The sequence below is a fragment of the Antarctobacter heliothermus genome, assembly GCF_900188425.1.
In the GTDB taxonomy this organism is placed as follows: Bacteria; Pseudomonadota; Alphaproteobacteria; order Rhodobacterales; family Rhodobacteraceae; genus Antarctobacter; species Antarctobacter heliothermus.
Genome location: NZ_FZON01000011.1, coordinates 88,161 through 115,045, shown reverse-complemented (window position 1 = coordinate 115,045; position 26,885 = coordinate 88,161). Strand labels below are relative to the sequence as shown.

At 63.3% G+C, this 26,885-nt stretch carries 26 protein-coding genes; 10 read left to right on the top strand and 16 right to left on the bottom strand.

What is annotated here, in order from left to right; genetic code table 11:
* Window positions 1–221: transposase (locus CHB90_RS08290; protein WP_141135826.1), on the bottom strand; the 221-nt coding region annotated here is incomplete at its 3' end.
* A gap of 26 nt (window positions 222–247) precedes the next feature.
* Here CHB90_RS08290 and CHB90_RS08285 point away from each other — a divergent pair.
* The gene (locus CHB90_RS08285; protein ID WP_245823199.1) at window positions 248–517 is read left to right on the top strand and encodes a hypothetical protein; all 270 of its coding nucleotides are present in this window, start codon (window positions 248–250) and stop codon (window positions 515–517) included.
* On the opposite strand, the gene CHB90_RS08280 is transcribed toward CHB90_RS08285, so the two are convergent.
* The 9 genes from CHB90_RS08280 to CHB90_RS08240 form a co-directional block, all read right to left on the bottom strand.
* Window positions 507–1,310 carry an FkbM family methyltransferase gene (locus CHB90_RS08280; protein WP_089277389.1) on the bottom strand — a complete coding sequence of 268 codons (804 nt, stop codon included), beginning with the start codon at window positions 1,308–1,310 and terminating at the stop codon, window positions 507–509. The two genes, CHB90_RS08285 and CHB90_RS08280, sit on opposite strands and share 11 nt — an antisense overlap.
* Before the next feature lie 73 nt (window positions 1,311–1,383).
* The gene (locus CHB90_RS08275; protein ID WP_141135825.1) at window positions 1,384–1,854 is read right to left on the bottom strand and encodes a MarR family winged helix-turn-helix transcriptional regulator; all 471 of its coding nucleotides are present in this window, start codon (window positions 1,852–1,854) and stop codon (window positions 1,384–1,386) included.
* Window positions 1,855–2,069: 215 nt separating this feature from the next.
* Window positions 2,070–2,798, bottom strand: a complete 729-nt coding sequence (locus CHB90_RS08270; RefSeq protein ID WP_170941009.1) for an OmpA family protein — start codon at window positions 2,796–2,798, stop codon at window positions 2,070–2,072.
* Between the two features lie 13 nt (window positions 2,799–2,811).
* Window positions 2,812–5,427 carry a DUF4384 domain-containing protein gene (locus CHB90_RS08265; RefSeq protein WP_089277386.1) on the bottom strand — a complete coding sequence of 872 codons (2,616 nt, stop codon included), beginning with the start codon at window positions 5,425–5,427 and terminating at the stop codon, window positions 2,812–2,814.
* A 43-nt stretch (window positions 5,428–5,470) separates the two neighbouring features.
* Complete coding sequence (locus CHB90_RS08260) at window positions 5,471–7,369, bottom strand: SH3 domain-containing protein (protein ID WP_089277385.1); 1,899 nt, start codon at window positions 7,367–7,369, stop codon at window positions 5,471–5,473.
* 162 nt (window positions 7,370–7,531) lie between these two features.
* On the bottom strand, window positions 7,532–8,260 hold the full coding sequence (locus tag CHB90_RS08255) for an amino acid ABC transporter ATP-binding protein (RefSeq protein ID WP_089277384.1): 729 nt from the start codon (window positions 8,258–8,260) through the stop codon (window positions 7,532–7,534).
* Window positions 8,260–9,072: an amino acid ABC transporter permease gene (locus CHB90_RS08250; protein ID WP_089277383.1), complete on the bottom strand. Its 813-nt coding sequence runs from the start codon at window positions 9,070–9,072 to the stop codon at window positions 8,260–8,262. Before CHB90_RS08250 ends, CHB90_RS08255 begins: the two co-directional genes overlap by 1 nt.
* Before the next feature lie 126 nt (window positions 9,073–9,198).
* The gene (locus CHB90_RS08245) at window positions 9,199–10,014 is read right to left on the bottom strand and encodes an ABC transporter substrate-binding protein (protein WP_089277382.1); all 816 of its coding nucleotides are present in this window, start codon (window positions 10,012–10,014) and stop codon (window positions 9,199–9,201) included.
* Between the two features lie 261 nt (window positions 10,015–10,275).
* Window positions 10,276–11,238: an aldo/keto reductase gene (locus CHB90_RS08240; protein WP_089277381.1), complete on the bottom strand. Its 963-nt coding sequence runs from the start codon at window positions 11,236–11,238 to the stop codon at window positions 10,276–10,278.
* Window positions 11,239–11,644: 406 nt separating this feature from the next.
* On the opposite strand from CHB90_RS08240, the gene CHB90_RS08235 reads away from it, so the two are divergent.
* On the top strand, window positions 11,645–12,727 hold the full coding sequence (locus CHB90_RS08235) for a Gfo/Idh/MocA family protein (RefSeq protein ID WP_089277380.1): 1,083 nt from the start codon (window positions 11,645–11,647) through the stop codon (window positions 12,725–12,727).
* Window positions 12,728–12,867: 140 nt separating this feature from the next.
* Here CHB90_RS08235 and CHB90_RS08230 read toward each other — a convergent pair whose 3' ends face one another.
* Window positions 12,868–15,297, bottom strand: coding sequence for an FAD-dependent oxidoreductase (locus CHB90_RS08230; protein ID WP_089277379.1), 2,430 nt, complete (start codon window positions 15,295–15,297; stop codon window positions 12,868–12,870).
* Window positions 15,298–15,452: 155 nt separating this feature from the next.
* On the opposite strand from CHB90_RS08230, the gene CHB90_RS08225 reads away from it, so the two are divergent.
* A complete protein-coding gene (locus CHB90_RS08225) occupies window positions 15,453–17,000 on the top strand; it encodes a trimethylamine methyltransferase family protein (RefSeq protein ID WP_089277378.1) in 1,548 nt (515 codons plus the stop codon).
* A 5-nt stretch (window positions 17,001–17,005) separates the two neighbouring features.
* Here the strand turns inward: CHB90_RS08225 and urtE are convergent, their stop codons facing one another.
* The 5 genes from urtE to urtA all read right to left on the bottom strand — a co-directional run bounded on the left by urtE (window position 17,006) and on the right by urtA (window position 23,250).
* Complete coding sequence (urtE, locus tag CHB90_RS08220) at window positions 17,006–17,704, bottom strand: urea ABC transporter ATP-binding subunit UrtE (protein ID WP_089277377.1); 699 nt, start codon at window positions 17,702–17,704, stop codon at window positions 17,006–17,008.
* Window positions 17,705–17,787: 83 nt separating this feature from the next.
* Entirely contained in the window at window positions 17,788–18,531 is a 744-nt protein-coding gene (urtD, locus tag CHB90_RS08215) for an urea ABC transporter ATP-binding protein UrtD (protein ID WP_089277376.1), read from the bottom strand.
* Window positions 18,528–19,694, bottom strand: coding sequence for an urea ABC transporter permease subunit UrtC (gene urtC / locus CHB90_RS08210; protein ID WP_089277375.1), 1,167 nt, complete (start codon window positions 19,692–19,694; stop codon window positions 18,528–18,530). The genes urtD and urtC overlap by 4 nt, the downstream gene beginning before the upstream one ends.
* A gap of 228 nt (window positions 19,695–19,922) precedes the next feature.
* The gene (gene urtB / locus CHB90_RS08205) at window positions 19,923–21,866 is read right to left on the bottom strand and encodes an urea ABC transporter permease subunit UrtB (protein ID WP_089277374.1); all 1,944 of its coding nucleotides are present in this window, start codon (window positions 21,864–21,866) and stop codon (window positions 19,923–19,925) included.
* A gap of 103 nt (window positions 21,867–21,969) precedes the next feature.
* On the bottom strand, window positions 21,970–23,250 hold the full coding sequence (gene urtA, locus CHB90_RS08200) for an urea ABC transporter substrate-binding protein (protein WP_089277373.1): 1,281 nt from the start codon (window positions 23,248–23,250) through the stop codon (window positions 21,970–21,972).
* A 380-nt stretch (window positions 23,251–23,630) separates the two neighbouring features.
* On the opposite strand from urtA, the gene CHB90_RS08195 reads away from it, so the two are divergent.
* The 7 genes from CHB90_RS08195 to CHB90_RS08170 are packed head-to-tail and all read left to right on the top strand — an operon-like array spanning window position 23,631 to window position 26,867.
* Window positions 23,631–24,473, top strand: coding sequence for an urease accessory protein UreD (locus CHB90_RS08195; RefSeq protein ID WP_245823198.1), 843 nt, complete (start codon window positions 23,631–23,633; stop codon window positions 24,471–24,473).
* A 4-nt stretch (window positions 24,474–24,477) separates the two neighbouring features.
* Window positions 24,478–24,780: an urease subunit gamma gene (locus tag CHB90_RS08190; RefSeq protein WP_089277371.1), complete on the top strand. Its 303-nt coding sequence runs from the start codon at window positions 24,478–24,480 to the stop codon at window positions 24,778–24,780.
* Between the two features lie 42 nt (window positions 24,781–24,822).
* A complete protein-coding gene (locus CHB90_RS26115) occupies window positions 24,823–24,987 on the top strand; it encodes a peptidase M23 (RefSeq protein WP_141135823.1) in 165 nt (54 codons plus the stop codon).
* Window positions 24,984–25,292: an urease subunit beta gene (locus CHB90_RS08185; RefSeq protein WP_089277370.1), complete on the top strand. Its 309-nt coding sequence runs from the start codon at window positions 24,984–24,986 to the stop codon at window positions 25,290–25,292. Before CHB90_RS26115 ends, CHB90_RS08185 begins: the two co-directional genes overlap by 4 nt.
* A 51-nt stretch (window positions 25,293–25,343) precedes the next feature.
* Window positions 25,344–26,162: a cyclase family protein gene (locus CHB90_RS08180; protein WP_089277369.1), complete on the top strand. Its 819-nt coding sequence runs from the start codon at window positions 25,344–25,346 to the stop codon at window positions 26,160–26,162.
* Between the two features lie 4 nt (window positions 26,163–26,166).
* Window positions 26,167–26,472, top strand: a complete 306-nt coding sequence (locus tag CHB90_RS08175; protein ID WP_245823197.1) for an antifreeze protein — start codon at window positions 26,167–26,169, stop codon at window positions 26,470–26,472.
* Window positions 26,472–26,867, top strand: coding sequence for a carboxymuconolactone decarboxylase family protein (locus tag CHB90_RS08170; protein WP_089277368.1), 396 nt, complete (start codon window positions 26,472–26,474; stop codon window positions 26,865–26,867). The genes CHB90_RS08175 and CHB90_RS08170 overlap by 1 nt, the downstream gene beginning before the upstream one ends.
* Window positions 26,868–26,885 lie beyond the last annotated feature (18 nt).

The following is a 26,885-nucleotide window of genomic DNA, read 5'->3' as shown; positions in this document are numbered from 1 at the left end:
ACCGGCAGAAAAACACTGCCGCCTTTCTGCACATCAGGCGTTTCACCCGTGGCAGGGGAAAAGCGAGGGTCCTTCAACCATTTGAAAATCAGGTTGGCGTTCATTGAATAGCGACGTGCAACCTGCGCGACAGACACGCCCGGTGCCAAAGCCTGCGCACAGATCAACCGCTTCTCTTCGTCAGCCCAGAACCGCTTCTTCTGACCCTTTTTGCCCGCCATGGAGTGCCTCAAGATGTCCACTATCGATGGTGGACACTATCAGCCGAGGGTTCCGCTCGTCAGAGCGGCGACAGCGGACGGATACGGACCATCCGCCATTCGGGGCCTTTGTTCCGGCACCGGGCCATCAGCTGGGGTTTGGCGATCTCAAGACCATCGAGGCGGCAGAGCTGCTGGCCGCGATCCGCGACGGGGTGCAGGCCTATCCGTCGATGCAGGACGCCTTGGGGTTTGAGCGGGTTATCCATGCCATCGCCGACAGTGCGCGGCAGGAGTGCGCGCGGATCACTTTGTAGCGGTGTGACCCTCGGGTTGGGGGATGCCCTGCCACAGGGCCTTTTCCACGCGGGGCGGGTAAAACAGCGCATTCGCGCCCAGCCCCGGCGCAACGCAGATGAAATCCAGATAGGGGCACATCATCGGCCCGGAAAGCAGGGCATTGCGGTGGGTGTCCAGCATCAGGTCCAGCGCGTGGCGGTGGCGCTGCGTCTCTCCCTGTTCGGTTTGTCTGCGGGTGGGCCCCTCAAAGGCGACGATGGCGGGTCGGACCTTGCGTTGGGCCATATACTCGGCCACGACAGAGATGATGTGACCGTCAAAACCGTCCGTGTCGGATTTCAGGACGGTGTCCGATGTCAGGGCCTCGGCGATCTGTTGCGGAGAGACGCGGGCACCGGCAAAGACCTCTCCGGCGTCGGGCTCCAGCGATGAGCCACCAGTGCCGTGATTGATCGACAAGCGCACGCGATCCCGTGCCGCGTCCGGGGCAACAATGGCATGGCTGAGGCGCACATCCGAGAATTGCGCCATGTTGCGTTCGAGATAGTCGAAATAGCCCGCGTGCGGTTCGATCCCCCAGACCGAACCGTTGGAGAAGCGGCGAAAATGACCGATCGTGTCGCCAACGTTGGCGCCAATGTCGATCAGCGGGCCATCGGCAATCGCATTGTCCGCCAGAAGGACGCGGATCAGGTTCCAGTAGAGATAATCGTATTGGGGATGCTGCCGCATGATGCGCGGCAGATGGTGATCGGCCGGCAAAAGCAGTTCAGCCGATCCGATACTGAGTCTCTGGTCATCCTGCGCCATCTTCTTCCCCGTGGGCCGCCCTGTCGGCGCGGGTATAGGCTGACCCGCCGTCCAGGTCACTGCGAAACCTGACCTAGATCGCGGGATCTTCTGCTGCCTTTTCCAGTTTTTCGCAGGCCCGCATCAACGCATCAAATTCCGCTTCATCGAGACATGCCCGCAGGCCCATCTGACGCGAGCGCATGCGCGGTATGGTGTGTTCAAAGGTCGCGCGCCCCTTGGCGGTCAGGTCCAGATGCAGCGCGCGGTTGTCGGACGTGTCGCGGGTGACGGTGATCATCCTCTCCGCAGCCAAAGATTTGACGCTGCGGCTGATCAGGCCCTTGTCCATGTCGGTCAGCCGCGACAATTGGGCGGAGGTGCAACGCCCGGTATCGCCGAGCACGGCGATAATGCGCCATTGCGTGATGGTGATCCCGGCATGGGCCCGCAAGATCCGCGTGGCCTGCGCGCTGAGTTTGGCCTGCACCTTGGCAAGACGGTAGGTTAGGAATTTGCTGAGCGGTAAAACCGAATGAGGCACCACATCGTCGTCGGCATCCATGTCAAACGGGTTCCCTGCCTGCAAGGCGGTGCCCTGCGGTTTCCAATTCGCTGCGCTCAGGTTAGCGATGCAAGCGAAGATCTGGCAAGCGTTATCGGGATGGTCTTGCTGCGGTTGCCATGTGGTGCCTTCGTTTCCAAGCCAGTGGACGCAGGCCGAAAAAAAGACCCCCGCCGGGATGGGCGAGGGCCGAGAGCACTGCAAGTGCGCGGGTGTCAGTAGCGACAGAGCGTGCTTGCGGTTTGCAGAACGGCACCCGGCGTATTGGGCAGCCGCAGGAAGGTCACGCGACGGTTTTCGGCCGCGCGGGGATCGTACTCGTTCTTCAGCACATACTCGCCCCAGCCGACCGGATAGAGCGGTACGCTCAGGTAGGCGCCTTCGATCAGGCGGGTGACAGAGGCCGCGCGGCGCAGGCTGAGATCGCAGTTATAGCCTTCCGACCCGACGGCATCGGTGTGGCCGATCACGGCGTAAGAGGTGCCTTGAAGGGCGGGATCGTTCAGGGCGGCGATCAGGCTGTCGATCTTGCCGCGCTGGTCGCCCCGAACGCGGTCGCTGTCATAGTCGAATTCGATGGTGACAGCGACAGAAGGCAGCGCGACCTTGCCGGTCTTGGGCGGTTCGGGTGCGTCGTATTTGGGTGGTTCTGGTGGTGGCACCTTGCTGACAACGACCTTCTTGGTGTCGAGATCCAGCACAAGGGTTTCAAACGTAACCGACGGCCCGGCGCTTTCCAGTGCGATACCGTCCGGGTCGATGTCGATGCCCGAACAGTTGGCGGCGTTTGGGTTCAGCAGGCAGCCGGCCATCTGGCTCTGTGGCTGCGGTTTGATTTCCACCAGCGGATCGGTGCCGGGGATAAAGATTTCGCCGCTCTGCGCATGGCCTGCCACGGGGGGCAGGCCAAGGCAGAGAGCGACGCTCAGGATCAGCTTTCGCATCGCTCTCATCTCCTCAGTATTCCCGGACCACGACCGAGATCTGGGCCTTGGTCACGTCGGGGTTGTGTTTGGACACGGCGCGGTAGTCGACGCCGCTGTCGGTCTTCTTGGCGTCCTTGGCGCCTGCGTTGAGATCCAGCACCAGGGTTTCGTTCACGATCCCCTCGTAGTGATCCTTGGAGACGGCCTTGTGGCCGACAGAGCAGGACACCTTGGACGTATCGCGGGTCACCTTGTCGATGGCTGCCTGACCGCCGTTGCAGATGGCCAGGATGGTTTCCAGCCCCGGCTCGGAGGTGCGCAGCGCCCCTTTCGGCGGGAAGACATACTGGGTGCCGCCCGGGATCACGATGTCGTCCAGACCCGGGAAGGGGAAGAGAACGCAGCTGTCATGATCGTCGTCGATCGAGATCAGCGTCAGACGGCAGTCGTGGCGGGGTTCGATAAAGACCTGAAGTTCGTCACCGACCTTGTAGGCTGTCTGGTTGGTGTAGACGGTCAGGTGGCTTTGCGCCGCGACCGAGTGCTGGACCGGGTCATAGTCGCCGCCGTATTTCCTGGCGTCGTCGTGGGTCTTGATCGGTTCGTCGCCTTTCACGACATAGTCGGTGCCCGTCGGTTTGTAGTCGTCGTCCTTTTTTACCACATAGTCCTTTTCGGGCGGGACGTAGCCGGGGTCACCAGGCTTGTAGTCGGCGGTCGGCGGGACGTAACCGGGGTCGCCGGGCTTATAGTCGTCGGCGGGCGGCACATAGCCGGGATCGCCAGGCTTGTATTCGACAGGCTTGACCACCTTGACCTTTTTCACCGGAGCGTAGTCGGTGTCCTTGACGATCTGCTTGACCGAATAGCTCAGGTCCGCAGTCACCACATGGTCGGTCTTGTAGGGACGGTAGTCGGTCAGCTTGTCCAGCAGGACCGGGTAGGCGGCAGTCCATTCATCCCGCGCAATCGGCGAGATATCCAGACGGGTCAGCAGGCCGGCCATGTCGTGTCCGGCAAAGGCCATCCGGCTGCGCAGCATGTCCGAGGTCAGACCCAGTTCGTTGGCGGCCTGATCAAAGTCGACGAAGTAATCGACGTGATAGACAAACAGGCCCCGCACCGGCTCCAGCCCGGCCGCCTTGATGGTCGGCTCGATGCCCGCGCTGGCGAGGGTGTTCAGGAAGGCGTCGGAATCGCGCTGGAAGTACTCATTGACGACATCCTTGCCCGGATAGATCGCGTCGATGGTCTGACGCGCCGAGGCGGGCAGAGACAGGTTGTTCAGCGCAACCTCACGCACAGAATCGTCGTTGAAGCGCATGCCTTTGGAGTGGCACGAGATGCACGAGATGCCGTTCACAACCTCACCCGTACCGTCCGGGTAATCCGTGTCACGCACGATGGAGGTCGGACCCACGTCCAGACGCGCACCGTCGGCGGTGTTGAGGTAATAGGCGTGAAAGCCGTTGGGCAGGGTAAAGATCGACTCACCACCGTCATGCTCAAAGGCAAGATCGGGGCCGTAGGCGTCAATCGGACCCAGCGGATATTCGAAAAAGCTCTGACGCCCTTTCGATCCGGCAAAGTCATACGACGTCCAGAAGAAGCCGGTGCCCAGCGGGTGGCGTTCGATCAGACGGTTGTGCGATGACACACCCGAATCCTGAAAACCGGCGCGGATGACCTGCTCGTTCAGGATGTTCCGGCTCATGTTCATGCCCAGCTTGGCCTCCAGGCCCTGCACCGTGTCGGGCAGGCCCAGCATGTCATAGTACAGCGGGCTGACAGAGGCGGTCGCGGTGAACCAGTCGGCCCGGATCACCGGAGTCATGGAGCCCGACAAGTGTTGCAGCGTCCCAAGATAGGGGTCGGTGTCGCTTTCCATGGCGTAGGGGTACTGCGATTCGAGATACCCCCAGGTTTCATGCGTCCAGTCCAGATCGGGCAGGAAGACACGCAGCAGGATACCGTGCGGATCGACCTTTTCGAACTTGTAGACATTCGCGTTCCAGCTGAGCGCGTTCAGCAGTTTGACGGTGGCCGCCAGATAGCCCTCATAGTTCTCGTCGGTGACGTCGAGATCGTTCCACATCGGCCGCATCGAGATATAGCGGATGCGGTCACGGCGGTTGGTGGGCTGGGCCTGCAGATCGGCATGGGCCATGGCGTACATATCGGCCAACGAGATGTAGGTCCGCGGTTCGGGTGCGGAGTCACCCAGCGCGACGATCCAGTCCTGAAGCTGTTGCAGCTCTGCCTCGGTCGGCACACAGCTGGGATCCCAGCAGTTGTCCGGCATGGCGGGCGCGCCGCCGGTGATCACCTGGTACAGTTTGGACTTTTCCGGGTCGCCGACCGCCACGAATTTCGGGTCATTGGCCAGGCGGCGCATGTCCAGAACGTGACCAAAACCGGCCTTTGGTTTGGTCAGTCCATCGCCCAGCACACCTTGCTGGTGGCAGTCCGAGCAATATTTCTGCAAGACGCCATAGGCGGATTTTTCATAATCGGTTGCGTCGGCAGGAAGCTGATAGTTCAGATCTTCTGGATCAACCAGCAAGGTCTGATCCTGCGCCACAGCGGGCAGGGCGAAGGCGGTCGCCAGGGCGATGACGCTCACCTTCATCAGGTTGTTGGGTTGCATGACATAAGTCTCCTGTTGAAAGAGGGCTTGGGTGGAATTCTGATTAACGGCACCGGATGGAAAGGTACTTTTTCGAGGCCCAGCCAGTCGCACCGCCGGAGCCCCGGAACGGGTTCTTGCACTGTCCCGACAGGCAACGGATCTGGGCCCAGTTGCCGCTTTGGTTCAGCACTTGAACAGTGTCGCCGAGATAAGTCTCGGAGAGGATCCGGCCACGGGTGCTGGCCTGCGACCGGATGTTCAGAAAGCCGGTCCCGTTGTTGCGGGTATGGCTGGAATAGCGATTCAGGTTCACCACCGTGGCGGTGCACTGGGCGACGGGCCGATCCCTCGGCTTGTCCGAGGCCAGATAGCGGTTCGACACCCAGCCGTTCTGGCCGTTCGACAGGCGGACATTGTTCCAGCCGTCGTTTTCGCCCAGCACGGTCACCTTGTCACCGAAATCAATCCGGTTGATGACGCCATTGTGCGTGCCCGGACCGGAACGGACGTTAAGGTGGTCGGTGCCTGTGACATACATCGTATGCGTCTGGACCGGCGGCGGCGGGGTCACGACCTTTTCAGGGGTCTTGAGATAGGTGATCCGGTCGATCACCACCCGTGAGATACAGTCGGCATCCGCGCCACAGCGGTCACGGGTTCCAGTGCGCCACGCGGCCTGCTGGGTCGAGGTCACGGCGCGGGCGGGTGATTTGTACGCGCGCTCCATTTCCTCATCCAGTCCGGCAAGGTAGCGATCGCCGCAGATCGTGCGCTCTGTCGCGTTCAGGCCGCTGGACTTGCACCACCACAGCAGCGGCGTCGTGTCGACAACCTCTTCGGGCGGCGGCGGGGGCGGTGTGATGTCGATCGGGTCGGGAGCGGTGCACAGGCGCGCCACATAGGACTTGGCCAGGATCGAATAGGGGTGGTCGCCGCAGACCTGAAGGTAGGCCTCATAGGCGAAACACTCGGAAAATTCCTTGGCCTCGTCATACAGCGCATCGCACAGTTTGACTGCGGTTTCGTCCTTTGCGTCCGGCGGCGGGGGCGGCGCGGTTTCGCCGGTGTCCACGGGGTCGGGCACAGGCGGCGTTGTTGGCGGCGTCGGGTCCACGGCACCAGGCACAAATGCGGCCTTGAGCACCTTGGACTGGGCCAGGATATCGCCCATCGGAATGGCATAGTTCACCGCGTCGCGGTTGGACCCGGCATGGTGCAGGCCCACCACCTTTTGCAATGAGGCGTCAATCACCGGTGAGCCGGAGTTGCCCGGCAGGGTGTCACAGGTGTGCAGCAACTGCTTGTTCGACAGGGCGGGCGCGTTGGCACGGCATTTTTCGCGGCTGATGCGCTGCGCCTCCCCCATGGGATGGCCGATCACCCAGTAGGGATCGTTGTCCTGCGGCGTGATCGCGGCCAGATCAAGCATCCCGAATTCGGCTGAGGGATCGCCGATCACCTCCAACACGGAATAATCCAGTTCCTTGGAGGTTTCGACGGGTGTCGGCACAACGGTAAAGCGGCGTGTGCCTGCATCCACGCCGGGCTGGCGGTAGCCCGCCACGAACAACACGGAGTCGATGCGCGTGGCGCCGGCGCGTTCATTCTCCAGAATGCCGGGCACGCAATGGTGGTTGGTCAGGATGTGCTTCTTGTCGACGATAAAGGCGGTGCAGGGATAGACGCCGGTGTCGGTCAGGATGTCCAACCGGCCAACCGCCAGACCCAGTTTTGAAAACACGCTGTTTTCGGAATAGTTCAGGATTGGTTCGTTGTTGTAGTCGCCAACCGCCAGTTCAAGGGTGATGTCGCTGCCGCCACCGGCGGACTGGTTGCGGCTGAGCACAACGCTGCCAAAGCTCGTGCGGTCGAACCCGACAAAGTCCTGCGCGCGCACCGGTGTCGGCGCGGTGGCCGACAGCCCCAGCGAGGCGATCAGAGTTGCCAGTAGAACAGACATACGCACGGCGGGTCCCCTTTGGATAAAAATGAACTTTAACAAGTTGCTTTCATGTTCCTTCGAAAGAGGGCGTTCCGTCAACGAAGGAAAACCCGACCTTCGGAAAAGTCAGGGAAAATCCGGCATTTGTCTTACATGAATCGGGATTCGGCCCGGTTGCGCCTAGAGCACGCGGGACAGGAAGGCGCGCGTGCGCTCTTGTTCGGGGGTGCCAAAGAGCTGTTCCGGCGACCCGGATTCGAGAATCCGACCCCGATCCAGAAAGCAAACCGTGTCGGCCAGCTCTCGGGCGAACCCCATCTCATGGGTGGCCAGAACCATGGTCATACCTTCGGTGCGCAACTGGCGCAGCACGTCCAGCACCTCACCCACCAGTTCGGGATCGAGGGCCGAGGTGATCTCATCGAACAGCATGATCTGCGGTTTCATCGCCAGCGCGCGCACGATGGCCACGCGCTGTTGCTGGCCGCCGGACAGCTGGTCGGGGTAGTGGTGCATCCGGTCGGCAAGACCAAACCGCGCGAACAACTCTGCCACCTTGGGTTCCAGCTCTGTGCGGCTGGTGCCGTGGACACGGCGGGGGGCCAGCAGGGCGTTGTCCAGCGCGGTCATGTGCGGAAACAAGTTATAGCTCTGGAACACCATGCCGATGCGTTGGCGCACCGGCTGCGGGTCGTAACCGGGTTCGGAAATATCGACACCGTCCAGCGTGATGGTGCCGTCGTCGATCGGCTCCAGCAGGTTCATGCAGCGCAGGAGGGTGGATTTGCCCGACCCGGACGCGCCGATCAGGCAGATCATCTGACCGCCGGTGACGGTCAGGTCGATGCCTTGCAGCACCGGGTTGGTGCCAAAGCTTTTCTGCACGTTGTTCAGGACAAGTGTGGGCATCAGCTGCGGGCCTTGCGCTGGCGGTTCATCAGGTGGTCGGCGTAGCGGGTGGCGGGAATGGTGATCGCAAGAAACACCAGCGCCGCGCCGACATAGGGTGTGAAATTCGCCAGCAGCGATTTGTAGACGCCCGCCTGACGAAAAATCTCGACCGGGCCGATGAAGGACAGCAGCGCCACGTCCTTTTGCAGCGCGATGAACAGGTTCATGTTGGCGGGCACGACGCGGCGGATCGCCTGCGGCAGGATCACGAAACGCATCGCATCGGAGGACGACAGCCCCAGCGACAGGGCGGCGGCGCGCTGGCTGTCGTGGATGGATTCGATGCCCGAACGGATGACCTCTGCCACATAGGCGGCATAGACCAGCACCAGCGCCAGAGAACCCCAGATATAGGGGGAATTCCACGGGCGCGGCAGGCCCAGACCGGGGATGCCAAAGCCGATCAGGTAGATCACAAGGATCACCGGCAAGCCCCGGAACACGTCCGTATAGATAATCGCCAGCAGCTTGACCGGGTAGAGCGCCGGGGTGCGCAGATCGCGCGCCACCGCGACGGCCAGACCCAGCGCCGCGATGATCGGGGCGCACCAGGCAAAGATCGCGATGTCCATCAGGAAGGCGTTCAGCAGGCCCGGAAAGGTCTTGGCAAAGACCGCGCCGTTGAAAAAGCTGCGCTGTACGGCCTCCCAGCCGGGGGCCAGCGGCACAAGGACAATCAATGCAAGCAGGACCGCGCCGGTCGATCCGGCGGCAATCAGGTTGGCACGACGGCGCTGGCGCGCTTCGAAGATCTGGCGACGGCTGGGCATGGAACGGCCTGTAAGACGATTTCGCACCGGGGGGAAGGGGGCGCTGCCCCCGCCCCTGCGGGACTCCCCCGGGATATTTTCAGACAGAAGAAGCCGGGGCGCGGCGCGGGGCCTGCCCCGAGTGGTCTATTCGATGACCGGGACGCCGGTTGTGGCCTGTAGCCATTCGGCCTCGATCTCTGCCAGTTTGCCCGTCTCCGTGAGCGTGGTCAGTGCGGCGTTGACGCAGGCCGTGAGGGGGTTGTCTTTTTCGAGCAGCATGCCGAACTGATCGGGGTTTTCGCTGCGTTCTGGTGGGAACTGGCCCAGCACCACGCCGTCGTTGACCACCACCGCCGACAGGTAGAGCGCGGTGGGCAGGTCAAACAGCGCGGCATCAATCTGGCCCGCTTGCATCGCGGCGGTCACGTCGACGTTGTCGCCGTACATCATTGGCTGTTTGTCGGGGTCGATCAGATCCATCAGCATGGGGACGGCGGTGGTGTTGGCATCCGCGCCCCAAAGCAGGGACTTGAGGCTGGTGACTGTGGCATTGGCCCCGCCGTCGACCACAGCCTTGGTCGTCAGGACGGCCATGGCCGAGCTGTAGTAGGGGGCCGAAAAATCAACGACCTGAGCACGTTCGGGGGTGATGGAGAATTGTTGCAGGTTGACGTCGAAATCCTTGGCGCCGGGCTGGATCGACTGATCGAACGAGGTGCGCACCCATGTCACCTGATCCGGGTCAAAGCCCATTTCGGCGGCGACGGCATAGGCAACGGCGGACTCGAAGCCCTTGCCGCTTTCGGGGGCGTCGTCCAGCACCCAGGGAAAGAACGCCGGGTTGCCGGTGGCGACGGTGAATGTGCCCTCTGTCAGGGTCTTGCCTGTGGCGCAGTCGTTCTGGGCAAAGGCAGCGCCGGCAAACCCGCAGGCGAGCGCGGTCATGGTCATGAGTTTCATAGCAGGGGTCCCTATCGGATTATGGTTGCGGCCAGATTTGCCTCCGGGGCGGGCGTTGTCAATTTGACTGCGCTTCGATGGCCGGGATCAGGCCCGGAGTCCTGACCTCGCGCCCGGATTGGAGGGGCTTTTCCGGCTTGGCCTGTCCTTTCACCGGTGAGGGGGGTGCCGACCTTTCGGTGTGACGGTCTGTGAAGGCGGTGGGATTCGGTCAGGCGCAGGGCGTTTGGGGGGTCTTTGGGAGGGTTGCGGAGAGCCGCGTCAGCCGGGTTTGTAGTCGCGGTTGGCCTCTGGGTCTGTATCGGCGAAGGGCAGGGCCATCAGGTCATCCCATAGCGCGGCAGGCAGTTTCATCGCGGCCCAGTCCATCGTCTTTTGCACCCGTTCCGGGCTGGAGACGCCGATCACGGTCGAGGTGATGCGGGGATCGCGCAGCGAGAATTGCAGCGCGGCGACGCCGGTCGGCACGTTGTGGCGGGCGCAGATGTCTTCGATGGCGCGTACGGGGGCGAGGGCCGCATCGTCGGCCACCTGGTAGGTGACGCGGGGCATGGCGGCGCTGCCCTTGGCCAGCACGCCGCCGGCAAAGGGGGCTGCGTTGAGGATGGCGATGCCCTGGTCATAGGCGTAGTCGAACATTGCATCCGCAGACCGGTTCAGCAGGGTAAAGCGGTTGTGCGAGATCAGCGCATCGAACGGGTAGGCGCGCAGGATCGGGTCCATCACGTCGAGCCGCCCCATGGCGAGGCCGACGGCCTGTGCGATGCCCTCTTCCTTGAGCTTGAACAATTCATCCAGCGCGCCGCCGTCGCCGGTGATCTCGTTCAGGTCGCGGGCGTGTTCGGGGTCATGCAGGTGGAGCAGGGGGATGCTGTCGAGGTTGAGCGCGGTCAGGCTTTCCTCGATGGATTGGCGCACGCGGGCGGCGTCAAAGCGGCGGCTGTCCATGTCGCGGTCCAGTTTGGTCGACAGGACAAAGCCGTCGGGCAGTCCGCCGCGGTCCTTGATGACCTGACCGATGCGTTCCTCTGACCGGCCAAAGCCGTAGTTTCTGGAGGTGTCGAGGAAGTTCACTGGCCCGTCGAAGATGGCGTTGACGGTGGCGTGGGCGCGGTCCTCGGAGACGGAATAGCCATAGGTGTCCGGCATGTCGCCGAGGGCGGAGGCGCCGAAGCAGAGGTCTGTGACTTCGAGGTCGGTCTTGCCGAGGGCGTAGCGGGCCATGGGGGCCTCCTGAGTGTCCGGGGTTTGGGTGATTTGTGACCGGATCGGGGCTGTGTGGCAAGGGGGTGTGCGGGGGTGTCCACGCGTGGACACCGTCGGCCCCATGCGAAATCAAGGGGTTACAGAGACGTTTTCATCATTTGTTAGGATTTACGAGGTGCAGCGCCTCTGTGTTGGAGTGGTATGATGGCCGTCCTTGGACCCGTCATCTGATGTGCTTGTGGCCGCGCGTCGTGGCATGTGCGCCCGATTGGTAAGCATTCTCCGCTCCGCGACCTGCCGGTCCGAAGCTGCGGCCCGCGCGAAGGGCAGGTCACCTATGGTATCCAACGGTCGCCGCAGCTAGTCAGGTTTGGCTTTACCATTTGGAAAACGGCTTTCGAACAAGGAAACGGGATTAACAAGCATGGCGAAATCAATTCCGCAGGGGCGGGTCGGCGTTGCGCTCATCGGAGCGGGCATGATTGCAAAGACCCAGGTCGCGGCCTTGTCCGCGGCGAAAGAGGACGTGCAGTTAAAGGCGGTTGTTGCGCGCAGGCCCGAACGTGCGGGGTATCTTGCTGCGCTTTGGGACGGCGCGCCCCCCGAGTTTACCGCAGACCTCGCGGCAGTTGCCGCTGATCCGGCGATCCAATTTGCAATTGTCGCCACACCGCCAAGCGTGCGCCATGAGGTGATCGCTGAACTGGCACGCGCCGGCACACATATCCTGTTGGAAAAGCCTGTCGCGCGCACCTTGGAAGAGGCGGTTGGTGTCGTTGAGATCTGTGAACGGACAGGTGTGACGCTGGGGATGGTGTTTCAACATCGGATGCGCGCGTCATCCGTCGCGGCGGCCCGTCATGTTGCGAGTGGCGCGCTTGGGAAACTTGGCCATGTCGAGATCGCGGTCCCGCTATGGCGCGATCAGTCCTATTACGATGAGCTGGGCCGAGGCACCTATGCGCGCGATGGCGGCGGGGTGATGATGACCAACGCCATTCATTCCATTGATCTTGCGCTCAGCCTGACCGGCCCTGTGGCACGTGTTCAGGCGATGACCGCCACCACGCCGTTGCACCGGATGGAAGCAGAAGACCTTGCTGTCGCCGGATTGAAGTTTTCCTGCGGGGCTGCGGGTTCCTTTGTGGCCAGTACGGCTTGCTATCCCCACAGAACCGAGGTCATCCGGCTTCACTTTGAAAACGCAAGTTTGCGGATAGACAAGAACGCTCTTGAAGTGAGCTGGCGCGACGGGCGTTCCAGCGTCGAAGGAAAAGCCGTGACAGACGCGCATGAAGGCACGGCATCTCATAACAACCATGAATGGCATCAGGCGGTCATCCAAGAGTTCGTTGATGCGCTGCGCGTCGGCCGCGCGCCGATGGTGACCGGACGAGGAGCGCTGATTTCTCACCAACTCATCGAGGCGATCGAGTCCTCATCCCGGCAAGGCCGCCCGGTTGAGATAGGCGCCAGCTCTGCGGACCAGATCGACGCTGCGCGGTGATGGCAGCCGTTTTGCGCCGGTTTTGGACGCCCCCCATTCGGTGAGGGACCCGCAAAGGGGCAGGCGCTGGCCGGGTGGTCAAACAGGCAGGAGGCCCCGGATCAGGTCCGGGGCCGGAGCCTGATCCGGTTCGGGGCGCGTTATCCCCGTGGCAGGGTCATTTGCGGGTCATAGGGGCTGGGGTCGATCACTTCGGCGGCGAAACGGTCGCCCAGCAGGTCCAGTTCCAGCCTTGTGCCCGGTGTCGCCATAGCTGGATCGACAAAGCCCAGTGCAAGGTTCAGCCCGGTGCGAAAGCCGTAGGCCCCAGAGGTGACGGTGCCGACCACCTTGTCGCCGACCATCATCGACGCCCCCGGCGCGGCACGGCGGTCAGGCGCGTCGTGGCTGAGAGTGACGAGGCATTGGCGCGGGCCATCGGCCTGCCGCTTCAGCAGCGCCTCTTTGCCGATGAACTCCTTGTCGAGTTTGATAAAGCGGTCCAGCCCGGTCTCGAAGGGCGTGAATTCGGTCAGCAAGTCGGCCTTCCAGTGCAGGAAGCCTTTTTCCAGCCGCATGGATTCGACCGCGTGGCTGCCAAACAGGCGCAACCCGTGTTTGTCGCCCGCCTCACGCAGGGCACTGTAGGCGGCGTAGAGGGAGGCGTTGGGGACGTGGATTTCATAGGCCAGCTCACCCGAAAAGCTGACCGCAAGGACGGTTGCCGGGGCGAAGCCGATGAAACATTCGCGGGCCGACAGCCACGGGAAGCCCTGCGCCGACCAGTCGCCGCGTGAGACTTGGGACAGCACGTCGCGGGCCTTGGGGCCAGCCAGCACGAGGATGGTCTGATCATTGGTCAGGCTGCGGATCTGCACGTCCTCTTCGGCGCGCTTGTGCGCCATGAGCCAATCCATGTCGTGGAATTCCGAGGCGGCGGCAGAGCCGTACCAGACCCGCGCAGGCCCCCGGTCAGAGGCGGGCAGGTTGGCGAAGGTCGCCTCTGCCTTGACCATGCCGTGGTCGTTCAGCAGGTAGCCAAGGCCGACGCGGCCGTCCTTTTTGGTGACACGGCCACAGCAGAGGCGGTCGAGAAAGGCGTGGCGGTCAGTGCCGGTGATCTCCAGCCGGTTGAAGCCGTTGACTTCACAGAGGCCGACGGCGGTGTGGACGGCGTTCACCTCTTCGCCGATCAGCGCGTGTGCCTCGTCAAAGCGATAGCTTGGGGTCACGGTCAGGCCATCGGGGGCAAAGAATTCCGCTCGTTCCCAGCCATTCACAGGCCCGAAATGCGCGCCTTCGGTTTGCAGGATCGGGGTCAGCGGCGTTGTCTTGGCCATGCGACCCGCCGGGCGGTGTTCGTTGGGAAAGTGAAAGCGGAATTCGTTTTGATAGTCCTGGATCGCGTAGCGGGCGCAGAGTTCGACGTTGGTGTGGCCGGTGTAGCGGCGCGGGTCGATGACCCATGTGTCGTATTGCGCCTCACCATGCACGATCTGTTGCGCCAGCAGCCAGCCGTGGCCGCCGCCCTCACCCAGACCGGCGCGCAACCCGATGATGCAATAGGCGTTGCGCTTGCCCGGAATAGGGCCGACCAGCGGCGCGCCGTCGATGGTATAGGTGATGGGGCCGTTGACGACGGTGGTGATGCCGACCTCTGTCAGGGCGGGCATCCGTTCGAACGCGCCCTCTAGCACGTCCATCACCCGGTCCAGATCATCGGGGCAGAGCGCGTTGACAAAGTTGGGGTCGATGCCGTCCATGCCCCATGTCTTGCAGTCCTGTTCGTAGAAGCCGACCAGCAGGCCGTTCTTTTCCTGACGGCTGTAGTAGTCCGAGATCGGGCAGCGCAGCAGCGGCATCCGGTGGTCCGAGTCGCGGATGGCGGGGATCTCTTCGGTGACGAAATACTGGTGTTCCATCGACATGACCGGGTGATGCACGCCCATCATGGCACCGACCTCATTCACGCGGTAGCCGCAGGCGTTGATGACCACCTCTGTGTGGATCTCACCCTTTGGCGTGGTGACGATCCATGTGTCATCGGGCAGTTGCCGCAGGGCGGTGACGGGGGTGTCGCGGTGGACTTCGGCCCCTGCCTTGCGGGCGCGGCGGGCCAGCGCCTGGCACAGCTGCGCCGGGTCGATGTCACCGTCGAGCGGATCCCAGAGGCCGCCGATCAGGTTGTCGGTGGAAATCAGCGGGTGGCGGCGGGCGCATTCGGCGGCGTCGAGGACCTCGAACTCGACCCCCATGCCGCGCGCCATCGAGGTGAAGTGACGGTAGCCGTCCATATGCGCCTCTGAATTGGCAAGGCGGATGCCGCCGTCGGCGTGATGGTAGGTGATGGGGTAGTCGGGGTCTTCGGCCAGTTCCTTGTACAGCGCGATGGAGTGGCTTTTGAGGCCGACCATGGTCTGCGTCATGCCAAAGTTCGTCACCTGCGCGGCGGAGTGCCATGTGGTGCCGGACGTCAACTCATCCCGTTCGAGCAGCATGACATCGGTCCAGCCCTCTTGGGTCAGGTGGTAGAGCGTGGAGCAGCCTGCGATGCCGCCACCGATCACGACAGCGCGTGTGGTCGTCTTCATGGGAACCTCCGTGGATTGACGATATCGGCGGTGATTTTGCGGTTTCGGGCAAGGGGTTCCTTGCGGCTTTGCTATTCTGAAAACTGCGATTTCGGATGAGTGCAGATGTGTCGGGCCGCTTGTCAGGTTTGCCTGTGCGGTGCGTAGTGGCGGATATGGATTTGGATCAGGATCAGAGGCCTCTTCTTGGGGGGCGGGGCGGGCGTCGGCTGGGCGGGCGGGGTGCGCGGTATCTGGCGCGGGCAGCGGGGCCGGTGAACCCGGCACCGCCGGGGCAGCGGGGCGGGCAGTACACGCCGCTGACGGATGCGGATCTGTGGGCGATCTACCGCACGGCCAAGCGCCTGCTGGCGGATCTGGGCATGGGCGAGGTGCCAGCCCGACTACGGGACGACCTGCTGGCCGCCGGGGCAGAGGCGCGTGGTGATCGGATTTTGATCCCCGGGGCGCTGGTCGAGGCAGCCGTGGACGGGGCGGCGAAACGCTTTCCCTTGTACGGGCGCGATCCGGCGCGCGACATCGAGGTGGGCGGCGACCGGGTGCATTTCGGCACCGGCGGCGCGGCGGTGCAGGTGCTGGACATGGACAGCGCGCGATACCGTTCCGCGACCTTGCAGGATCTGCGCGATTTCACCCGGTTGCAGGATGCGCTGGAAAACGTCAGTTGGTTCACCCGTTGTTGCATCGCGACGGATGTGCCGGGAGAGCGGGAACTGGACCTGAACACCGCCTTTGCGCTGCTGGCGCATACGACAAAGCCGGTGGCAACGGCCTTTACCGTCGCTGACAGTGTCGCGCCCATCGTGGCGATGATGGATATGGCGCTGGGGCGTGAGGGGGCCTTTGCCGCGCGGCCCTTTGTCAAGGCGCATATCAGTCCGGTGATTTCGCCCATGCGCTACGGGGCGGACGCGGTGGACGTGGTCTATGCCTGCATCGCGCACAATATCCCGATGTCCTGCATCACCGCCGCGCAATCGGGGGCGACCGCCCCGGCCCCTTTGGCGGGGTTCCTGGCGCAGTCGCTGGCGGAAACCCTGGCCAGTCTGGTCATGGTACACGCCATCCGCCCCGGACACCCGATGGTGTTTTCCAACTGGCCCTTGGTGGTCGACCTGCGCACCGGCGCGTTTTCCGGCGGCGGCGGAGAAGTGGCGCTGCTGAACGCGGCCTCGGCGCAACTGTCAAACTGGCTGGGGTTGCCGTCCGGCGTGGCGGCGTCGATGACCGACGCCAAGGCGATTGACGCGCAATACGGCATGGAAAAGGGCATGACGGCGCTGGCGGCGGGGCTGGCCGGCGGTAATCTGGTCTATGAGAGCGCGGGCATGACAGCGGCCCTGTTGGGGGCGAGCTTTGAGGGGTTTGTGCTGGACAACGAGATGCTGGGCGCGGTCTATCGCGTGCTGCGCGGGGTTGAGGTCAGTGAGGACACGCTGGGGTATGACGCGATCCGTGAGGCGGTGCTGGGCGAGGGGCATTTCCTTGGCTCGGCCCAGACCCACGCCGCGATGGAGCGGGACTATGTCTATCCGCGTCTGGCCGACCGCACCGATCCGCGCAGTTGGCAAGAGGCAGGGGCCGAGGATGCCTGGAGCCGCGCCCGGACCGAGGCGCGGCGTATTTTGTCGGAGCATCGCCCGGAGTACCTGAGCACGGCGCAGGCGCGCGCGATCCGCGATGCCTTTCCCGAATTGCGCTAGGGGTTTTAGACCGAGACCTTGTCCAACAGCACGTCGCGCGGGGTGTCTGCCTTGGTCGCGTCATGGATCACGCGGCCCCGTTCGAGTGCGACGAAGTGATCGCCAAGGTCATAGGCGAAATCAAAGAACTGCTCGACAAGGATGATCGCCATGTCGCCCTTTTCACGCAGGTATTTGATCACCTCGCCGATTTGCTTGATGATGTTGGGCTGAATGCCCTCTGTCGGCTCATCCAGCAGCAGCAGCTTTGGCTTGGCAATCAGCGCGCGGGCGATGGCGAGCTGTTGCTGTTGTCCGCCGGACAGATCGCCGCCGCGTCGAGCCAGGAACTGTTTTAGAATGGGAAACAGGTCAAATATCTCGTCCGGGATGTGCCAGTCAGATTTCGGGATGCAGGCATAGCCGGTCTCAAGGTTCTCTTTCACTGTCATCAACGGAAAGATGTCGCGCCCCTGCGGGACATAGCCGACACCCGCGCGGGCCAGCGCATGGGCCGAGGTGCCTTTGGGCATGTCGTTGCCCTCGACGCTCATCTCTCCACCGGAGCGCGGGTGGGTGCCGGAAATGGCCTTGAGCAGTGAGGTCTTGCCCACACCATTGGTGCCCATCAGGCAGGTGACGGCACCCGGTTTGGCCTGCATCGAGATCCCGTGCAGGATCTGGCTGTGGCCGTAGTGGAGGGTCAGGTCGGAAAGGCTCAGCATGGGGGCGGTGTCCCTGTCGTCCGGAGGGTGCGCTGTGACGCGCGGGCGGAAGTGGGTATTTTTGCAGAAAAGAAGCCCATGGGTCAGCGCCCCAGATAGACTTCGATGACCTGCGGATCGCTGGTCACATGGTCGATGGAGCCTTCGGCGAGGACGGAGCCCTCATTCAGGACGGTGACCTTGCAGTTCAGGCGGCGGACAAATTCCATGTCGTGTTCGACCACAACGACGGCGCGGGTCTTTGCCGCCTCGACCAGCATTTGCGTGGTTTTCTCGCGCTCTGCCGGGGTCATGCCGGCGGCGGGTTCATCGACCAGCAAAAGGCGCGGTTCCTGTGCCAGCAGCATGCCGATCTCCAGCCATTGCTTTTGTCCGTGCGACAGCTCCCCCGCCGGACGGGTCAGGCTGTCGGTCAGGCCGGTCTGTTCTGCGATGGCCTCGATCCTTGCCGCGCCGTCCGAGGTCTTTTTGTAGAACAGCACATCAAAGGGGCCGCGCGGGTTTTTCAGCGCCATGGCGAGGTTTTCGCGCACGGTCTGGGCCTCGAACACCGTGGGTTTCTGGAACTTGCGGCCGATCCCCTCACGGGCGATGGCGGATTCCGACAGGCCAAGAAGTGAGATCCCCTTGTCGCCCCACAGGATATGACCGTCATCGGGTTTGGTCTTGCCGGTGATGATGTCCATGAAGGTGGTCTTGCCCGCGCCGTTGGGGCCGATGATGGCGCGCAACTCCGGCTCTCCGATCTGGAAGCTGAGGTTGTTGATCGCCTTGAACCCGTCGAAGGAAACGGAGACGCCGGAGAGTTCGAGGAGCGTCTTGCTCATGCTTTTTTCCTCACCAGTTTGTCGACGAGACCGCCGATGCCTTGGGGGGCGAACAGGGTCACGGCAACGAAGGACAGGCCGAGCAGCACCAGCCACCAGTCGGTCCATTTGATCGTGTAAAAGCCAAGGTTGATGTCGGGCGCGCCGCCGCCGGTGAACCAGCTGGACGCCAGCGTGACAGCGACCGTGCCGAGCACCGCGCCGTACAGCCGTCCGCGTCCGCCGATGGCGACCCAGACCGCAAGGTAGATCGACGCGATGGGCGCGATTTCCGCCGGGTTGATGATGCCTGCCTGCGGGTAATAGAGCGCGCCGGCGATGCCGGCCACGATGGCGGTCAGGGTGAAGACGAACAGCTTGTAGCTTTCGACGTGGTAGCCCAGGAAGCGCACGCGGGTTTCATTGTCGCGGATGGCGCGGATCACGCTGCCCATCTTGCCGGAGATGACAAAGGCGAAGAGGATATAGCCGATGGCCAGTGCCAGGGCCGAGGCCCAGAAGAAGGCCATGGAGACAAGGCTTTGTGGTGTGGATTCGAAGCCGGGGATGTTTTGCAGGCCGGACAGGCCGTTGTTGCCGCGCAGGCCGCTGTCGTTCTGGAACAGGTAGAGCGACAGCGCCAGTGTCATCGCCTGGGTCAGGATCGACAGGTAGACGCCTGTCACCCGGCTGCGGAACGCCAGCCAGCCAAAGACCAGTGCCAGCAGGCCGGGGATCAGCACGACCATCAAAAGTTGCAGTGGCAGGGAGTGGGCAAAGGACCAGATTGTCGGCAGTTCGGACGCGCCGACCACGCCGAAGATCTGGCTGGCGATGGCGTCAGAGACCTCGGTCGCGCTGGGCGGGATCACCTGATTGGCCATGCTGGCCGAGACGATGACCTCTGTCCGGGCGTACATCAGCCACATGCCGATGGCGTAGCCGCCAATGCCGAAAAAGGCGAAGTGGCCAAGGCTGAGGATACCGCAATAGCCCCAGACCACGTCCATCGCGATGGCGACAAGACACAGGCACAAGGTCTTGCCCAGCGTCTTGACGAAGCTGGTCGAGATCAGGCCGGTGCCGGTTGCCTCTGACAGCAGTGTCACGCCAAGGGTGAACAAGCCGAGGAGGGCGATGAACCACAGGATCGACGGGTTTTTTGCGAAAAAACTGCGGTTCATGCCGGGACTCCCAAAAGCGGATTGCGGGTTGGCCCGCCCTGTCGGTGGGCAGGGGGCGCTGCCCCCTCTTGCCCCTTGGGCAATTCACCCCCGGGATATTTTTCGCCAGAAGACGCCGGGACGTGGTCTGCCGTTGGTTGTCTTGTGCCGCTGCCGGAGTTTGACCGGCTGGAAGACAGCTCGACGAGAACGCCGTTGAGATGGCTGCAAAAAAGTGTCCGCATGGTCTCAGTCTCCTGCCGCGCGGCCCTTGAGGGCGACGATGCCCTTGGGGCGGAACTGGATGAAGAGGATGATGAAGAGGATCATGTAGGTTTGTGCCGCCAGCGTGTTGGACGGGTTGAAAAACTCGATGCCCTTTTGCAGCGTGCCGATCATGAAGGCACCCGCAAGCGTGCCCCAGACGTTGCCGACGCCGCCGACAACCACGGTCATGAAGCTTTGCACGATGTAGTCGGCCCCCATCTCTGACGTGACCTTGGCGTAGAGGCCGATGGCGACACCGGCGATGCCGGCGATGCCGGAGCCGAGGCCGAAGGTCATCATCTTGATGCGGTCGGGGTTGATGCCCATCGAGGCGGCCATGCGCGGGTTTTGTGTCACCGCGCGCACCTCAAGGCCAAGGCGGGTGCGTTTGAGGATGAACAGCAGCAGCCCGAGGAACAGCAGCGCGAGGACAAAGATGGCAATGCGGATATAGCTGATGGCGATCACGTCGTTGATCTGCCACGCGCCGTCGAGCCAGCCGGGAGAGGTCAGCGGGCGGGCCTGTGTGCCGAAGATGTTCTTGGCCAGCTGTTGAAGTGCAATCGAGACACCGAAGGTGGCCAGCAGCGTTTCCAGCGGGCGGTCGTACAGCCAGCGGATCACCAGCCGTTCCATCGCCACACCCGCCCCGAAGGTCACCGCAAAGGCCAGCGGCAGGGCGACGACCAGCGACAGCGTGTAATCGGGGATGAACAGCTGCACGACGTAGCCGGTATAGGCGCCCATCATGATGAATTCGCCATGCGCCATGTTGATCACGCCCATCACGCCAAAGGTGATGGCAAGGCCGATTGCGGCAAGGAAGTAGATCGACGCGAGCGAGATGGCATCCAGCCCGAGATCGGCAGCCTGCGACACGGCCACCCGGCTTTGCACCGCCGCCTGGGTCACTTCGGCGGCGTCGGTGATGGTGGCGTCCGGCTCGTCGTATGCGTCATAGATGGTCCAGCCTGCCAGAGTCTCGGCGATGATTTCAGGCGTGGCGCGGGGCGGAACCTTGCCCGCTGCGGCGAGCGCATCGTAGGCGCGCAGGCGGGCCTCTGGTGTGGTCAGTTGGGCGGCGGGCATGCCACCGGCCTTGCCGTTTTCGACATGGGTTTCCAGCGTCGGGCGGATGCGGGTCGGGTCGATGATCGCGGGCGCACCCGCCTTGGCGGCGATCATGGCGTAGGCTTCTGCCTCTGGCAGGTCGGTGCCGGGGGTGAGGATACGGGCGACATTGGCCGAGGCGGGGATCTCTTGCGCGATTTCTGTTGTTGTCGTCAGGACTTGCGACAGGACGGCGCGGCCATCGACGCTGAGGTCCGACGACAGCGCCCTGATGGCGGCAATGCGCGCCTCTGGCGTGGTGCCAAAACGGGCGGCAAGATAGTTCAGCAGGCGCTGTTTGCGCAGCTTCAGCGCGGCATCCGGTTCGCCGTCGATCGAGGCGGCAAGCGGCGCGATCTGGCTGGGGTCAAGGCCGCGGGCGATGGCGTCAACGGCCCCGGCCCGGCGGGTGATGTCGGGATCGGACAGTTGGAACTGCACCAGCGCCTCGGCGATGGCGCGGCGCACACCGCCATTTGGTTTGATCTGGTTCAGGGCGTCGGGGTCGACGGCGGTCTGCGCCGGTTCACCTGTGCCAAGGTCGATCAGTGTCACCGTGTCGCCGGTCTGTTCGACGTAGAAGAACAGGCCGTCCTCCTCGCGGGTATAGACGTTCTTGTCCTGCCATCGTTCCAGAAAACGCGGCACCTCTGGCAGACCGGAGGCAGACAGCGCCTCCAGCACCGGACCGACCGTCCCACGAGAAGGCTTGGCAACTTCCGCCTGATGTTCTTGCAGGATGGACTGCAAGTCCTGGGCGAAACCGGGCGCGGGCAGCCACGCGAAGAGAAGAGCCGCAAGAAGGGCACGGAGCATGGATCGGCCTGTCGTTGAGGAGGGGGCGGGCAGGGCGAGTGTCGCCCTGCCAATGGTCATTCGGTGACAGAGCGCGCGCAGGCGCTCTGTCGATCAGAGCCGATCAGTAGTTTGATTTGATCTGTACGCAGGTCGATGTCTCGGTGTTGTACATGCCGCAGCCGAGGTCTTTCCAATCCGACTTGAGCACAGCCGATTCCGGCAGGAAGTCGGTCCAGGCGTCGCCGGGGACCGGGTCGGTCTGGCTGATGATGTCGAACTGTCCGTCCGCAGTGATCTCGCCGATCAGGACCGGCTTGGACAGGTGGTGGTTCGGCAGCATGACGGCCATGCCGCCGGTCAGGTTCGGGAATTCCTGCCCGTACATGGCGGTGCGCACGGCATCGACATCGGTGGTTTCAGCGGCGGTGACCGCGTTCACCCACATGTTGAAGCCGATGTAATGTGCCTCCATCGGGTCGTTGGTCACGCGGTCTTCGCCCATGCGGGCCTTCCACGCGGCAATCCATTCCTCATTGGCTTCGCCTTCGGCGGACTGGAAGTAGTTCCATGCAGCCAGGTGGCCGACGAGGTTGGAGGTATCCAGCCCCGAGAGTTCCTCTTCGCCGACAGAGAAGGCGACGACGGGGATGTCATCGGCGGACACGCCAGCGGCGGCCAGTTCCTTGTAGAAACCGATGTTGGCGTCGCCGTTGATGGTGCTGATCACGCCGACCTGCTTGCCGTCCTCACCCAATGCCACGACGTCGGCAACGATGGTGCCCCAGTCGGAATGGCCAAAGGGGGTGTAGTTCACAAAGATGTCTTCTTCGGCGATGCCCTTCGACGCCAGATAGCTGGCGAGGATGTTGTTGGTTGTGCGCGGATAGACATAGTCGGTGCCGAGCAGGGCGAATTTCTCGACGCCCAGTTCCTCAAGGAAGTAGTCGACCGCCGGGATCGCCTGCTGGTTGGGGGCGGCGCCGGTGTAGAAGACGTTCTTGGACGATTCTTCGCCCTCGTACTGGACCGGGTAGAACAGCAGGCCATTCAGTTCCTCGATCACCGGCAGAACCGATTTGCGCGACACGGATGTCCAGTTGCCGAACATCACGTCGACCTCATGCACGGTCAGCAGTTCGCGCGCCTTTTCGGCAAACAGCGGCCAGTCAGAGGCCGGGTCGACCACAACGGCCTCCAGCTCACAGCCCAGCAGACCGCCAGCGGCGTTCTGCTGTTCGATCAGCATCAACATGGTGTCTTTCAGCGTGGTTTCAGAGATCGCCATGGTGCCGGACAGCGAGTGCAGGACGCCAACCTTGATCGGGCAATCCTGGGCGCTGGCGCCACCGGCAACGAGGGCCAATGTGGCGGCACCGGACAGCAGTTTCGTGAAACGGTTCATTCTTGTCTCCCCGCGGGTGAGCCTCCCTTGTCCCGGCATCGCCGGGCGTCTAGGTCATCCCCCGCAACAGTATGTTGCATCCAGTGTGGCGGCCTGTTCGAGCTACAAACCTTTCAGGTCGTCACACGCCCATTTTGCCGATTTGACAGCAGCACGGCTTGGGCGCCCCGAGTCATTGGTTCAGGTTGTCCCCTGGTCAATCACGGCGCGGGTTCGGGTGGTTGGGTAATCTGGTTTGCTCAATTTTTAATCCACATCTCACGTTGGAGGTGAATTTTTGTGCGAAAGAGGCGGGCGGATCGTTAACCTTCCCCCCTGGCGTGTTGCATTGCCGGACGTGTGGTGGCGGTAATGACCAGCGACAGGTCGCGGATGGGACAATGACACTGCATATGCGCGAAAAACAGGCGGCCACGTTGCCAAAGGCGAACATCCTGCCCCGTGCGCGCGGGACGCTGGACCTGACGACCAAGCCGCGTGGTGATCGCTCGGCGATTGACCGACTGCGGACGTCGGGCTGTGTTCGGGTGCTGTTTCCGCGCAGCGAGAGGGCCGTCGAGGCCATCGTGATCAATACCTCTGGCGGGTTGACGGGCGGCGATTCCCTGTCCCTTGCGGCGGTGGCCGGGGCGGGGTCACACCTGACGCTGACCACACAGGCCGCTGAACGCGCCTACCGCGCCAGCGCCGATGTGGCGCGGGTCGAAACCCGGCTGGCGGCGCAGGCCGGATCGCTGTTGCAGTGGTTGCCGCAGGAACTGATCCTGTTTGAGGGCGCACGGCTGCGCCGCCGCCTGCGGGTGGATATGGCTGCCGACGCGCGACTGCTGTTGGCAGAGCCGGTGATCTTTGGCCGTACCGCCATGGGCGAGCGGTTGCGGGACGTCGTGTTCTCTGACCGGATCGCGGTCTGGCGCGACGGCGCGCCGCTGTATCTGGACGGGCTGGACCTGCGCGGTGATCTTGAAAGCGCGATGGCGCGTCCGGCGCTGGGCGGCGGGGCCGGGGCGATGGTGAGCCTTGTCTACGTCGCGCCCGACGCCGAGGCGCAGCTTGCGCCCTTGCGGGACATGATGCCCGAGACCGGGGGCGTGTCGCTGATGCGCGCCGATCTGTTGGTGGTGCGCCTGCTGGCCTCTGATAGCCTGGAACTGCGGCGCAGCCTGCTGCCCGTCCTTGACCGGCTCAGCCGGGACACTTTGCCGATTTCGTGGAGACTCTGACAACATGCAACTGACCCCGCGCGAGAAAGACAAGCTGCTGGTCGCCATGGCCGCCGAGGTGGCCCGCAAGCGGCTGGCCCGAGGCGTCAAGCTGAATTACCCCGAGGCCATTGCCCTGATCACCGACGCGGTGGTCGAGGGCGCGCGCGACGGGCGATCGGTCGCCGACATGATGATGGCGGGGGCCGAGGTGATCACCCGTGAGCAATGCATGCAAGGCGTGCCCGAGATGATCCACGAGGTGCAGGTCGAGGCGACATTCCCGGACGGCACCAAGCTGGTGACGGTACACGACCCGATCCGTTGATTTTTGGGTATTTTTACAAAGAAGAAACCAAAGGAGACCACGATGAAGACTGTTTTGACATTCGCATCCGCGCTGTTGGCGGCGGCACCGGCTCTGGCGCATGAGGGCGGGCACATGCATCCGCATGGCATGGAAGGCGGCCTGACGTTGTTGCCGATGGCGGCGCTGATCGGGGTGGCCGCGCTGGTCGCGTGGAACCGCCGATGATCCCGGGTGAGCTGTTCCCTGCCAAGGGCACGCTGACCCTGAACGAAGGACGCGCGGCAATCACGCTGCGCGTCGCCAATACCGGCGACAGGCCGGTGCAGGTGGGATCGCATTATCATTTCGCCGAGGCCAACCCGGCACTGGATTTCGACCGCGATGCGGCGCGGGGCACACGGCTGGACATTGCGGCCGGAACGGCGGTGCGGTTTGAGCCGGGGCAGGCGCGTGAGGTGCATCTGATCCCGATCTCGGGCGGGCGCATGATCTATGGTTTCAACCAAAAGGTGATGGGCGCGCTGGACTGAGGCGGGTGAGTCGGGTGACGCTGGTGTTTCGGACATCAGGGAGGAAAGACCATGTGCGATATTTGTGTGATGACGTTGGTGAAGGAACGGATGCTGTCGCGGCGTTCGTTTTTCAGAGCGGGTGCGGCCGCCAGCGCGGGCGCGGTGTTGGGCTTGGGGGCGACAACGCCGGCAATGGCGGCGGGGCACGGCAGCGTCGTGGACATGAGCCATGTCACCGATGAGACCTTTCCGACCTATTTCGGCGTGCCCGGCATTTCCTATGACAAGGTCAATGATTTCGCCAAGGATGGCTTTAACCTCTATAATCTGACGGTGAACGAGCACACCGGCACCCATGTCGACGCGCCGCTGCATTTTTCGGCGGACGGGCAATCGGTAGATGAGATCCCGGTCGAGAACCTTGTCTGCCCGCTGGTCAAGATCGACATTGCGGCGCGGGCGGCGGACGATCCCGATACCATGGTGACGCCGGATGACCTGAGCGCCTGGATTGCCGCCCATGGCGAGATCCCGGACGGCGCCTGCGTGGCGATGGACTCGGGCTGGGCGGCAAGATTGGGCAGTGACGGGTTCCGCAATGCGGACGGCGATGGTGTGATGCACTTCCCCGGCTTCCATGTGGAAGCGGCGCAGATGCTGGCCGAACAGACCGGGGCCGTCGCCATCGCGGTGGACACGCTGTCGCTGGATCATGGCCCGTCGGCAAGCTTTGACACGCATTACGCGTGGTTGCCGACCAACCGCTATGGAATCGAGTGTCTGGCCGGATTGAGTCAGGTGCCTGCTGCGGGTGCGACACTGATCGTGGGTGCACCCAAAACCGGCCGGGGCACAGGTGGCCCGGCCCGCATTTTTGCAATGGTGTAAAGACATGGCCCGACCAACCCCTTTCGACCTTTGGCTGTCCGCCACGCGGATGGCCTTTATGTACGCCGAGGCGCAGGCGGTGATCACGATGCGCGTGTTGGGGATGGCGGGGCTGTGGTCCGTCAAACCGGATGAGGCAACGCGGATGGTGCGCGAAAAGGTCGAGCATTTTCCGCGCGCCTTTCAGGCGGCCACGCAGGCGGCGATCAAGGGGGGTGACCCCCTTGGCGCCGCCATCGGTCCGCTGCACCGGCAGACCCGTGCCAACGTGATCCGCCTGTCACGGCGCGGCCCGAAAAGGACGTTCTGATGGCCACTGTTCCGCTATTGTCCGATGAGGACCTGACACCTGAGGCGCGCGCCGTCTTTGACGACATCCGCGCGGTGCGGGGGTCGGATTTCGTCAATAATTTCTGGCGCGCGCTGGCGCATGATCCGGCCTTGCTGAGCGCGACATGGGAGCGGTTGAAGGTGGTGATGGCGCCGGGCGCGCTCGACCCTCTGGTCAAGGAGATGCTCTACGTCGCGGTCTCGGCCAGCAATGGCTGCGAATATTGCGCGCACTCGCACACCGCCGCCGCCCGCGCCAAGGGCATGACGCCCGAGATGTACGGCGAGCTGTTGGCCGTGCTGGGCATGGCCAGCCAGACCAACGCGCTGGCCAGTGCCTTGCAGGTGCCGGTGGATGACGCTTTCAAGGAATGATTTTTCGACGGGCGTGCG